This is a genomic window from Acinetobacter sp. LipI_15 (genome assembly GCF_058242865.1).
Genome location: NZ_JBZAYN010000001.1, coordinates 1201732 through 1214513, shown reverse-complemented (window position 1 = coordinate 1214513; position 12782 = coordinate 1201732). Strand labels below are relative to the sequence as shown.

The 12782-nt window shown below is 39.6% G+C and carries 12 protein-coding genes; 5 read left to right on the top strand and 7 right to left on the bottom strand.

Annotation, left to right across the window (positions count from 1 at the left end):
* Positions 1-21 precede the first annotated feature (21 nt).
* On the bottom strand, positions 22-1608 hold the full coding sequence (locus AC4CU0_RS05880) for a P-loop ATPase, Sll1717 family (protein WP_490742686.1): 1587 nt from the start codon (positions 1606-1608) through the stop codon (positions 22-24).
* 267 nt (positions 1609-1875) lie between these two features.
* Between AC4CU0_RS05880 and AC4CU0_RS05875 the strand changes: the two genes are divergently transcribed.
* The 4 genes from AC4CU0_RS05875 to purB are packed head-to-tail and all read left to right on the top strand — an operon-like array spanning position 1876 to position 5691.
* Complete coding sequence (locus tag AC4CU0_RS05875; RefSeq protein WP_490742685.1) at positions 1876-2361, top strand: NUDIX hydrolase; 486 nt, start codon at positions 1876-1878, stop codon at positions 2359-2361.
* 4 nt (positions 2362-2365) lie between these two features.
* Positions 2366-3502 (top strand): tRNA 2-thiouridine(34) synthase MnmA, encoded by a 1137-nt coding sequence (mnmA, locus tag AC4CU0_RS05870; RefSeq protein ID WP_490742684.1) that lies wholly within the window; start codon positions 2366-2368, stop codon positions 3500-3502.
* Between the two features lie 12 nt (positions 3503-3514).
* Entirely contained in the window at positions 3515-4246 is a 732-nt protein-coding gene (gene hflD, locus AC4CU0_RS05865; RefSeq protein ID WP_078190181.1) for a high frequency lysogenization protein HflD, read from the top strand.
* Positions 4247-4302: 56 nt separating this feature from the next.
* The gene (gene purB / locus AC4CU0_RS05860; RefSeq protein ID WP_174558865.1) at positions 4303-5691 is read left to right on the top strand and encodes an adenylosuccinate lyase; all 1389 of its coding nucleotides are present in this window, start codon (positions 4303-4305) and stop codon (positions 5689-5691) included.
* 201 nt (positions 5692-5892) lie between these two features.
* Here the strand turns inward: purB and AC4CU0_RS05855 are convergent, their stop codons facing one another.
* Complete coding sequence (locus AC4CU0_RS05855; RefSeq protein ID WP_490742683.1) at positions 5893-6132, bottom strand: hypothetical protein; 240 nt, start codon at positions 6130-6132, stop codon at positions 5893-5895.
* A gap of 212 nt (positions 6133-6344) precedes the next feature.
* Between AC4CU0_RS05855 and AC4CU0_RS05850 the strand changes: the two genes are divergently transcribed.
* Complete coding sequence (locus AC4CU0_RS05850; protein ID WP_180088097.1) at positions 6345-7010, top strand: DUF2238 domain-containing protein; 666 nt, start codon at positions 6345-6347, stop codon at positions 7008-7010.
* Positions 7011-7374: 364 nt separating this feature from the next.
* On the opposite strand, the gene AC4CU0_RS05845 is transcribed toward AC4CU0_RS05850, so the two are convergent.
* The 5 genes from AC4CU0_RS05845 to pstC form a co-directional block, all read right to left on the bottom strand.
* Complete coding sequence (locus AC4CU0_RS05845) at positions 7375-7800, bottom strand: hypothetical protein (protein ID WP_252725857.1); 426 nt, start codon at positions 7798-7800, stop codon at positions 7375-7377.
* Between the two features lie 105 nt (positions 7801-7905).
* Positions 7906-8868, bottom strand: a complete 963-nt coding sequence (gene sohB / locus AC4CU0_RS05840; RefSeq protein ID WP_180009607.1) for a protease SohB — start codon at positions 8866-8868, stop codon at positions 7906-7908.
* A gap of 190 nt (positions 8869-9058) precedes the next feature.
* Complete coding sequence (gene pstB, locus AC4CU0_RS05835) at positions 9059-9982, bottom strand: phosphate ABC transporter ATP-binding protein PstB (RefSeq protein WP_168379202.1); 924 nt, start codon at positions 9980-9982, stop codon at positions 9059-9061.
* Between the two features lie 13 nt (positions 9983-9995).
* Complete coding sequence (pstA, locus tag AC4CU0_RS05830; RefSeq protein WP_490742682.1) at positions 9996-11387, bottom strand: phosphate ABC transporter permease PstA; 1392 nt, start codon at positions 11385-11387, stop codon at positions 9996-9998.
* A complete protein-coding gene (gene pstC, locus AC4CU0_RS05825; RefSeq protein WP_078190189.1) occupies positions 11384-12763 on the bottom strand; it encodes a phosphate ABC transporter permease subunit PstC in 1380 nt (459 codons plus the stop codon). The genes pstA and pstC overlap by 4 nt, the downstream gene beginning before the upstream one ends.
* Between the last annotated feature and the right edge of the window lie 19 nt (positions 12764-12782).

Genomic DNA, 12782 nt, shown 5'->3' with positions numbered 1-12782 from the left:
TACCCTTTTATTCTAGAGGTATTATGATTCTATGAACTGTTTGCCCATGTTTAGCGCCTTGCCAAGACCATAAAAGATTTCATATTTACAATTAGTTTTCACACGTGGATTAATATTGGAAACATTTCGATCTTTAAAACACCAAAAGAAAAACTTTTTTCCATCTTCCGCTTCTTCTATGCAAAAAATGATATTCAATTCAAATAAGAACTGTAAGAAATCTCCCTCTTTATCTAAGAATGCCGGTCTTGCAATATCTTGTTCATCTACAAAGTGAAGAAATTTTTGGAAGCATATAGTGTATTCATCATAAGTAAATGAGTAGTCACCTTTTAAAAACTCGAAGAACTTAAGGAAAAGATCATAATCTTTATCTGAATAATAAAAAGATAAATGATCTTTTACCTCTCCCAGTAAGTATTCTGAATATCTTCTTCTAAAATGAGGATCTCTGAAATCTTCTTCAATAAAGTAGTTTCTTTTTGATCCACTTTCACGATGGAGTTCTTTCAAGATATTTAACATAGTTACAATATCTCTAGGTCTAAAATATGAAAATCTCAAAAATGAAATAAAAGAATGTTCCTCAGTACCTTGTACTTTTACTTTATAAGGGAAATAGTGGTCCCAGAATGAATCATCTGGGAGATCTTTGGGCTGCCCTATTGATAAAAGTCGATTTGGAAGTTTATACAATTCAGAATATTCAAATCTGTTAAAAGGTATCCTCCAATCTAGATATAATGCATTGTCTCGAATACGGTTATTAGCATTTTGAAGTCCAATGGCATTAAAAATATCAGGTCTTAATAAAATTGTGGCTTTTAATCTTCCTTTAGAATCATTAATAGTGGAGAAAAAATCATTATTAATCGACCAAACAGCATTCGCTAAACCTTTCACACACTCTAAATAATCACTATAGTCAATTCCAGAAGGGCGTAAATCAATACCATCAATAAAAATAGTATGATTTTTTGAGAGATTCAAGGATCTTAAAGAGTCTTCAAATTTTCTTTGTATATAGAGTAAGTTTGTTTGATAACGGCTTTCTGTAAATGTTTTCTTAACACTAGTAATTCCTTCTAAGTTAGCGTATTCACTTAGTAATTCTGCTGATACAGATGAGTCATGTACAAACTCAATAGCATTCATAATTTCAGGAGAAAATGCACCTTCATAGTAAGCATCTATAGCTTTATTGACTGCACGGAATTTAATATATTTATTAATTATGTTTTCTTTACCTTCTTTCTCATAAACATGCTTAGAAACTAATAAAAGAATTATTACTTTCCAAATATTTGTATAGTCAGAAAGAGTTAGGTTCTTTTCCCTTTTTAAAGTTACAAATTTTTGATATTCCGTCTCACCAATATAGTTGAGTGTTGAGCTCGTATTTTTATATTCGTTATTACTTAACCATACAGCATATGCTGTTTTACCAGTACCCTTATCTCCTATGAGAAAATAAGTAGATAATTTCATTAAATCATCGAGCTTTTCATTCTTTACAAATAGCTGATTAAAAGCGTTCTTATTCTCACGACGTCTATAGTTAATTGCATCATTAAATCCAAAATTTAATTCACTAATAGGTATGTACATTCTCTAAATTTCCCCTTAAATCACTTTTTAATAATAGATAAAGTAATGTTTCCAATTAAAAAACATTTAAAAATAATAATTTATATAGATTTTATCTGCTTTTACAGCAAAAACCTAGATGATAATAGTAAGAATTTTGCCAATCGTTTTTCTAAAATTTTATAGAAAATCATCACAATTCACCTATAAATAAAGAAATCCCTTCACATCATAGCCACCGCTCCCTAAATTTTGTAGAATAGCGTTTTTACCCCATGGTGCTTTTCTATGACCGCTTGGACTGCTCACGTCACTGTTGCGACAGTCGTTGAAAAAGACGGAAAATTCCTATTTGTTGAAGAACATACAGAAGGTGTGACCCATACTGTATTTAATCAACCTGCAGGTCATGTCGAAGCTGGCGAAACCATTATTGAAGCCGCCATTCGAGAGACCATGGAAGAAACAGGTCACGATGTAGAAATCACGAACCTTCTAGGCATGTATACTTATACTCCCCCGATGTTCCCTGATCGTACTTATTTCCGTTTCTGTTTCTTAGCTAAAGACATTCAGCACCATGCCGATGCACAGTTAGACACAGGTATTGTCGGTGCAGTATGGATGACGTTTGATGAACTCATTGAATCTGCCCGTGCGCGCAGTCCATTAGTGATTAAAGCAGTGCAAGATGCTCTTTCAGGTCAAAAATTTCCTTTATCGCTCATTTACGAGCACCAAAATTCTCCCTTAATTTCAAATTTGGATGCTTAATCCTATGCAACAACGTGTCATCGTCGGTATGTCTGGTGGTGTAGATTCTTCTGTATCTGCAGCACTTTTACTTCAACAAGGTTATCAAGTTGAAGGTCTTTTCATGAAAAACTGGGAAGAAGATGACGGCACGGAATACTGTACGGCAATGGAAGATCTTGCCGATGCTCAAGCCGTTTGTGACAAAATTGGTATCAAACTGCATACCGCGAACTTTGCGATGGAATATTGGGACCGTGTCTTTGAGCATTTCTTAGAAGAATATGCTGCTGGTCGTACACCAAACCCAGATATTCTCTGCAATAAAGAAATTAAATTCCGTGCATTTCTCGACCATGCTGTGAACTTAGGTGCTGACTTCATTGCGACAGGCCATTATTGCCGCCGTGGTGAAACACTAAAAAATTCACGTGGTGAAGAGTATGCCCCTCTACTGCGTGGCCTAGACAACAATAAAGACCAAACCTATTTCCTACATGCAGTGCATGGTCGTGAAATTAACAAGACCTTGTTCCCTGTGGGTGAAATTGAAAAACCACAAGTGCGTAAAATCGCTGAAGAATTAGGTCTAATCACCGCGAAGAAAAAAGATTCAACAGGAATCTGCTTTATTGGTGAACGTCGATTTAATGACTTCTTAAAGCAATATTTACCTGCTCAACCCGGAAAAATCGTCCTTGACACAGGTAAAGAGGTTGGTGAACATCACGGCTTAATGTACTATACGCTCGGCCAACGTGGTGGCATCGGTCTTGGTGGTCTAAAAGGTGCTGAAGAAGGCGCTTGGTTTGTACTGCATAAAGATATCGAAGGTAATCGCCTAGTCATTGGTCAAGGTCATGAACATCCACTCATGCAAAGCACCATTTTATGGTCTGAAGCGATTGATTGGGTGGCTGGTGAACATGAGATTCCTGAATCAGGTTTCCGCTGCACAGCGAAAACTCGTTATCGTCAGCCTGACCAAGACTGTACATTATTTAAAGACTCTACAGCGCCAAATGGTGTGCGTGTCGAATTCGATGAGCCACAACGTGCTGTTACACCGGGTCAAAGTGTGGTGTTCTACACCGGTGAAGTTTGTTTAGGTGGCGGTGTGATTCATCATACCAATGCGCCTAAACCGGATTTTATTGTATAAGGATTGTTTCGGATGACAGAGTTACCGTTTCAACAGCCTCAGACTCTGAATACTCGCCAAAATCGTGCATTGGCGTTAGCTGCTGTATTTCAAGCAACACAGCTGACTCATATGACTGCATTGACTGGTCAACAGAGTATCGGGGAAAGCGGTAACTTTTATTTTGAACATCTTATTAAAGCCAGTTTAAATATCCGTCCCAAGTCAAATCAGTCTAGTCAGACGCTCGATTTTTTTAGTGGTTTGGCGGATATTTCACTGGGTTTAAAGACCTTAGAAAGTAGCATTACTCAACCCTTCAATACATCTCCCAAATCTAGACTTCCTAAACTTGCCAATACCAAGCTACCCATGACGTATGCGATGGCGTTATTGCAGTTAGAAAAGAAAGTCTATAGCAATCCTAAATTTGTAGAAATCATTGAACAATCCCAACAAAAAATTCTAAGACAGCTTTCATTTTTCGATAATAATTATTTACATCCAAGTATCATTGCTAATTTAGCGCAAACCTATATTGAAACTGCTGGCCAAATTAATCCACGTATTATGGTTCGTGGTAATGCCGAAGCATTTAAAGACACCTCTCATACCAATCGCATTCGCGCCACCTTATTTACCGGCTTACAAATGGCACATTTATGGCGTCAGCTCGGTGGTAGCTCATGGGGTATGATTTTCAGTAAGCGCAAGCTACTACAAGATATTCAAGATCTTGCCCGTTTACAGTATCAGGTGGTTTAACTGATGCAGTACGGGCTTTTTGTTTTACGTTTAATTCCAAAATTTAAGGAATCGCTATGAACGCTTTAACCGCACTTTCTCCATTAGATGGACGTTACGCAAGCAAATGTGATGCTTTACGTCCCTTCCTCTCTGAGTTTGGTTTAATCCATGCTCGTGTGACTGTTGAAGTGCGTTGGTTACAAGCGCTTGCAAACCGTCCTGAAATCACTGAAGTTCCAGCGTTCAGTGCTGAAACTAACGCTGCGCTTGATGCAATTGTTGCGAACTTCTCTGAAGACAATGCAAACCGCATTAAAGAAATTGAACGTACAACCAACCATGACGTAAAAGCAGTTGAGTACTTCTTAAAAGAGCAAATCGCACATATCGATGAGCTTAAAAATGCAGGCGAATTCATTCACTTTGCATGTACATCTGAAGACATCAACAACTTGTCTCACGCTTTAATGCTTAAAAATGGCCGTGAAGTTTTAGTTGCAGCAATGCAGCAAATTATCGATTCAATCGTTGCTTTGGCTGAACAACACGCTGAACAACCAATGTTGTCTCGTACACACGGTCAAACTGCAAGCCCAACAACTTTGGGTAAAGAAATGGCGAACGTGGCTTACCGCCTTGCACGTCAAATCAAACAATTCAAACAAGTTGAATTACTTGGTAAAATCAATGGTGCAGTAGGTAACTACAACGCGCACTACTCTGCTTACCCTGAAATTAACTGGCCTGCGCATTCACAAGCATTTGTTGAATCATTAGGTTTAGAATTTAACCCGTACACCACTCAAATCGAACCACATGACTACATGGCGGAACTTTTTGATGCGCTACGTCGTTTCAACACCATTTTGATCGACTTTAACCGTGACGTTTGGGGCTATATCTCACTTGGTTTCTTCAAACAACGTTTGAAAGAAGGTGAAGTTGGTTCTTCTACTATGCCGCATAAAGTAAACCCAATTGACTTCGAAAACTCTGAAGGTAACTTGGGTATTGCAAATGCAGTACTTGCGCATTTAGGCGAAAAACTTCCTGTATCTCGCTGGCAGCGTGACTTAACTGACTCTACTGTTCTTCGTAACATGGGTGTTGGTTTTGCACAAAGCTTGATCGCATTTGAAGCTTGCTCTAAAGGTATTGGTAAACTTGAATTGAATGCTCAACGTATTCTAGAAGACCTTGACCATGCACAAGAAGTGCTTGCAGAACCGATTCAAACTGTTATGCGTCGTTATGCAGTTGAAAAACCATACGAAAAACTTAAAGCTCTCACTCGTGGTCAAGCAATGACTCGCGACATGATGGTTGATTTCGTCAATGGTAATGAGCTTGAAGCTGTTCCTGCTGCTGACCGTGCGCGTCTTGCAGAAATGACACCTGCGACTTATACAGGTAATGCATCGACTCAAGCAAAACAAGTTGCTGATTTAATTTCTAAGATCTGATTTCTAAAATCTAATTTTAGATAGATCAAAAAAACGAGGCTTCATGCCTCGTTTTTTATTTACATCTAGATACTCCTACTCCCTTTAGGATGAAGAGCATGCTCCGCAAGGAGATGAGACTATCCAACTCTCCTTGCGAACTCAGAATATATTCTGAGGATTCTCATCTCCTATAAGGAGATAGAAAATTTAGACGTAATTTTATTCTGCAGGGCAATATTTCGCCCAATCATCTTTCATCCGTTGTAATTCACAGCCCGTTAAAACATCTGAGTAATAAACATAATAAGTCGCCTCAGGATATTGAATCTCATGGCGAAACATCATGCCGCGCAAAGACACAGAGAGCTCTTCTGGAAAATCATCTGTTAAATTAAGTTCTTCAAACTCATAGTTAAAATAACAATTTTGAGTCGCAATAAATGCCTCAACAACGGCCATAGTTACTTCCAAATACTTAAACATCGATATTCATCTGAGTTTAATACAATCTTTTTAAAAATACTTATCCCCAGCCGCAAACTAAAGACATTTGAAAAAATAATGCACAAATTCTAGCGCCGTCTAACTAACACTTTTCATCGCATTATGGCTATACTTGCCGCGAATTATAACCACTGCACACCGATAAAAATTTTGAGCTTTGCCTTTTCATGATTGATTTCAAATTAAAACTTAAGCACATCTTAGCTTTTGCGTTATTAACGCTTGCCATTGTGATCGCCAGTATCCAACCTTTAGAAATGGAAGCGTATATCCTCCATCAAATCGGCACAGCGTTTATGCTGATCGTGTTGCTCGTTTTCCTCTATAAAATAGGGCTAAGTTTCACAACTGTTTGCCTGTATCTTGGCTTTTTATTGATTCATGTTATCGGTGCCCATTATTTATATTCTTATGTACCTTATTCTGAATGGACACAAGCTCTCTTCGGTTTCAACCTTGACCAAAGCATGGGATGGTCTCGGAATATGTATGATCGGCTTGTACATCTTGCCTATGGATTGCTGCTCTATCCGTTCTTTTATCGCATATTTCAAATCTGGCTACCGCAATTAAAAGCCGGAACACTCTTTTTATTGGTCGTACAATTCGTCATGGCGACCAGTTTATTTTATGAATGGATCGAATGGCTGATTGCCATTGGCTTATCACCAGAAGAAGCTGAAAATTATAATGGGCAACAAGGTGATATTTGGGATGCACATAAAGATATGCTGCTTGCAACACTTGGTGCGATGATCACTGGTGGTATTTGTTTAATGACATCAAATTTGTTGAATAACGCTAAACAAAAGCCTGAATATTTTTTATCTTAAATACTGATGTTACGCACCTAGAAGTAATTTCTCATTTTAAAAATGATTTTTAAGTCTATTCGACGGAGTCTTACATCTAGGAACTGAATAACGGGATTAGCCTTCGGCTGGAGGTACTTTTACGAAACGATGTTTCTCATTCGGCAAAATGAGAAGCGAAGCTTCGCAAGGAAACCATCTTGCGGAGCAATGCTCCTCACCGCAAAACTCGTTCGCTCGCGTCTACGTATTCAAAGTATCGCAAAAACATTTTTGATTAGAAGCAGCCCTGTCTCAAACACTTGCGGATGACGTTACCGCGTATCGTTGTTTTATTTGAATCAAATTGCACTTCTGGTGTTACTGCGTAACATCAGTTAAATATTTAAGCAGTCCATTGAATTAAGATTGAATCTGACATTTGCGGATTCAATTTTCGGTCATAATACTGAAAGCACGCTTTTGCTCCCGCTGGCATTTTTTGTAGATCATCATCTATACGAAAATGCCGTGTATATTTTGTATGATTCACTAAAATTTCAACCCGCTCAAAAGGCTGTCTTTTATTTATATTTCCGCTACTCATATAACTCTGATAGGCCACAACAGTGCCGCAGGCTTCAGAGCGAACATCTACCTGTAGTGATGAACAATAAATATAGCCTGCCAACAGTGTTGCTGCTGGGCCAAACAGCGCAGCATACTGTTTCAGCACAGATTTTTTCACACTTTGAAAATGCAGCAAATATAGCCAAGGCCAAACCATTAGGCAAATGACACCACCTAAAATAAACAGAAAATTAGACATCATTATCATCAATATCTATGTACGCAACGCAATCTATCACAACAGCATCGTTTAGCATAAAAAAAGCTCACCGAAGTGAGCTTTAAATACTTTATAAGCATAAAGATTTTAAAATTTTAGATCTTTTAATTGAACGATATTTGCATTAGCTTTGCTCAATGATTCCATCACTTTTGACATGACAGCAGGAACCAATGAATCCGCAATTTGTGCTGCTTGTAAGCCTAACTTCTCACCCAGTGTTGGTTTTTTGCGGGTTTCAATCATATATACATCATGTTGTGGCATAAGACTTAATAGATATTCATCTGACGTTTGGAGTTTATCGACCAAATTGAGATCCATTGCATCTTGACCATACCAATGCTCACCTGTGGCAACTTTATCGACATTGAGCTGAGGACGGTATTTTTCAACAAAGTGTTTAAACAAGTTATGGGTTTGCTGTAACTCTTCTTCAAATTTGGCTTTACCTTCAGCAGTATTTTCACCAAACATAGTTACGGTACGTTTGAACTGACCCGCGGTATACAGTTCAAAATCGATATGTTTTTCTTTCAATAAACGGTTAAAGTTCGGCACTTGTGCAACTACACCAATCGAACCCACCACGGCAAATGGTGCTGAAACGATCTCATTTGCAATGCAGGCCATCATATAGCCACCGCTTGCAGCAACTTTATCCACGCAAATGGTTAAGTTAAATCCAGCATCACGTAAACGTACCAATTGTGCAGCGGCCAGACCATAGCCATGCACCATCCCGCCTGGACTTTCTAAACGTAAAACCACGCGGTCACGTCCTGCTTTTGCTGTCGCTAAGATCAGGGTAATTTCTTCACGTAGACTCGTTACCGCAGATGCAGCGGTATCACCATTAAAATCGATTACATAAATTTTTTGGTTATTCTTTTTACGTGCGCGCGCTTCTTTTGATAATTGTTGGCTTAGTTGCAGCAGCTCAAGTTTAGATGCAGTCGTTTGCGCAATTTTTTTTCGTTGTTCATTGATACGTGCATTTAAGTGGCTTACACGAATTTCCGCAGGCAACTTGGGATTATGAAATAGCATAAAATTGAAACTCATTTAATTCATATTTATGTCGTATAACATGTGGGCTGCATCACAAAAATTCAATCTATTTTTTGAAAATAATTCTCATTGAGCCAAATTGAGCATTTTATTTCTATCAAGACTTCTCTACCTAATTATTAACCCCATAAAAATAGAGCCTTTCGGCTCTATTTTTAAACAGACTAGATTAACCAAAACGCCCCGTAATATACGCTTCTGTTAGCTGATGATCCGGTTGGGTAAAGACTTTTTCAGTGGAATTCACTTCAATCAAATCGCCCAAATGGAAATATGCGGTACGGTCAGATACACGTGCTGCTTGCTGCATCGAGTGCGTCACAATCGCAATGGTATATTGCGCTGAAAGTTCAGTGATGAGTTCTTCTACTTTTGCTGTTGCAATCGGATCGAGTGCTGAACAAGGTTCATCCATCAAAATCACTTCTGGACTGACTGCAATGGTTCGCGCAATACATAGACGTTGCTGCTGACCACCTGAAAGCCCCGTACCCGGTTGGTTCAAACGGTCTTTCACTTCATCCCAAAGTCCAGCTTTACGCAGACTATTTTCTACAATTTCTTCCATGTCATATTTATCACGTGCCAAACCATGAAGTTTTGGACCATAAGCGACATTATCAAAGATTGACTTTGGAAATGGGTTCGGCTTTTGGAAAACCATACCTACTTGGGCACGCAGTAATACCACATCAAGATTTGGATCATAGATGTCTTGATTATCCATGAGCACTTGTCCTGTCACACGACAAGAATCAATCGTGTCATTCATACGGTTGAGCGTACGCAGGAAAGTTGACTTACCACAACCAGACGGTCCAATAAAGGCGATCACTTCATTTTCATAAATGTTCAGATCAATGCCTTTGATCGCTTCAGATTCGCCATAGTACACATGCACATCATTGGTACTGATTTTCACATTGGTCGATTTCGCATCTTTTTTCGCGCTAGATTGCGTATCGAATTGTGACACAAACGCAGTATTGGTTTGCTTTTGGCTGCCCTGTGCAGAGGTAAATTGTGTTTGTTCTGGATTCACGGACTTATCCTGATCTAAGGAATTCTTTTCAGTTGTAACGACGCTATTCATATAATGCCCTCAATTACCAGCGTACTTCAAATTTCTTACGTAACCAGATCGCTAAACTGTTTAAGCCGATCATGAGAGCAAGAAGTACAATGATTGCTGCTGCGGTACGCCCTTCAAAGAAGTTACGTAGTTCGTTACCTTGCCAAAGGAAAATTTGTACAGGTAATGCAGTGGATTGATCTAAAGGAGTGGCTGGTACACTTGCCACAAAGGCACTCATACCAATCAATAATAATGGAGCAGTTTCACCTAGGGCTTGAGCAACACCAATAATGGCACCGGTTAAAATACCCGGTAATGCCAGTGGCAAGACGTGGTGAAATACAGTTTGTAAACGTGATGCACCCAAACCTAAAGCGGCTTGGCGGATCGATGGAGGAACAGCTTTTAGTGAAGCACGTGTGGTAATAATGACCGTTGGCAAAGTCATCAAACTTAAGACTAAACCACCAACCACAGGAGCCGAAAGCGGCATATGCATCCAACCAATAAAGATCGCTGCACCAAGCAAACCAAAGACAATCGAAGGAACCGCTGCTAGGTTGTTAATGTTGACTTCGACAACATCGGTAATCCAGTTTTTAGGTGCAAATTCTTCTAAGTAAATTGCGGATGCTACACCGATTGGAATCGAAATAATGATCACGATCAGCATCATGAAGAGTGAACCCATAAACGCCCCTGCTAAACCTGAAGTTGCAGGTGAGCTACGAGAGTCTGGATTTTTAAATATTTCAGTATTAAATGAGTTAGATATCACACCGTCAGCTTTAAGTTTATCTGCGAGTTGGCGTACTTCAGGGCTCAATTGCTGCTGTTCATCAGGCAAGCTACGGTCAATATTACCGGCTAACCAGACATCGACATTGGCATCTGCAAGGATTTTTAAATCTTGTTTTTGACCGATCAATGAAGGATCTACCATAACCATGTCTCGTAAGCGATAAGCTTCTGAACTGGTATATAAACTGTTGAGATCATCACGTTGAGAGGCAATCGCTGGATCTTTTGCAATGATCCCATTTACGATCAGCGCATCCCAATCCACCATGCCCATTTCAGTTTGCCAAGCAATAAAACGCTCTTGGAACTGTGCAGGAGATTCACCTTCTTTTTGAACCGGTTTCGCTCCTACATTGACGATACTTGGATCAAAAAACACAGGCACCGTCATCGAGCTTTGCCAGAATGCTGGTAAGCCTTTGGCTAAAATACTGCCAAACAATAGCACGACGAACAATAAGCCAGTCACTACTGCACTAAAGCCCAAGACACGGAAGGTATTTTCTTTACGGTGTCTTTTTGCCAATGAGTTTTCAATGATTTTCTTACGTTTTTCACGAAGCTCTGCGGCTGCGTGCGGATCAAAATTTTGATCCATATTTGATGTATTCGTCGTACTCATTCGTATTGCTCACGGTATTTACGCACAATGTACAGTGCAACAATATTCAGACCTAAAGTAATCACAAACAGTGTTAAACCGAGTGCAAAAGCGACCAATGCTTGAGGACTCGCAAAGTCTGTATCACCTGTTAATTGGTTTACGATGGTAATGGTGACTGTAGATACCGCTTCGAGTGGGTTGATATGCAGTAAAGGACTGTTCCCTGCTGCAAGCACCACAATCATGGTTTCACCAATTGCACGAGATGCAGCCAATAAGAATGCACCGATGATGCCCGGCAATGCTGCTGGAATCACCACTTGGCGAATGGTTTCTGATTTTGTAGCACCCAAACCAAGTGAACCATCACGAAGCGCGCGAGGCACTTGAGTAATGATGTCGTCAGATAATGATGAAACGAATGGGATAATCATAATCCCCATCACAAAGCCTGCTGTTAAAGCACTGGTTGCATTAATATCGAGTCCAATATACGCGCCGAGCTGTTTTGCAAAAGGTCCAATAATCATTAAGGCAAATACACCGTAAACAATCGTTGGAATACCTGCGAGAACTTCAATGGCCGGTTTTGCCCAAGCACGGAAACTTGGCTTGGCATATTCAGCCAAGTAAATCGCAATCATCAGACCAACTGGAACAGCAACCAGTAGTGCAATACCACTAACCATGAGTGTGCCCCAAAGGAGTGGCAGCAAACCATAACTACCTTCGGCATTCCCTGATGTACTAAAGCCGGGGTTCCATTCAGTGCCCAAGAAGAAATCGAGTGGACTGACAAAACTAAAGAAACGCATGGCTTCACTGAACATCGACATCACAATGCCAACTGTTGTCAGGATTGCGACACCCGAACATAATGCTAATGCGATATTAATGACTTTTTCGACTTGGTTACGTGCACGATATTTTTCTGCGATGCGGCGTTTAGCCATGACTAAACCAATCAATGCCGCACAAATCACAACGGCCAATTTTGCATATGAGCCGATGTTTTCAATTTTCTTTAACTGTTCTGCTGCTGCAAGTTCATATGCAGCTGGCGTATCACTTACCCCAAAACCAGAAGCAATCGCTTGAACGCGGTCAACCATTACGCTCGTGCTTGCAGGATCTAAACTTAAACGAATATTTTCGGGAACATTATTTAAAATAACATGTTGAAAAATACTCGGTTCAACCAAGTTCCAAACAATCAAGATTAAAAAAGCGGGAATCCCACACCATAAAGCGACCAAAACACCATAATAGCCCGGTCGTGAATGCAACATTGCTGAGTTATTGCCTTTACCTGCAAGTTTGCGACTTTTGGTCAGTCCAACTTGATAAGCGATTGCAATAATTGCGAGCAACACACCAATAAGTAGCAGATTCATGTAATCTCCACTGTTTTTT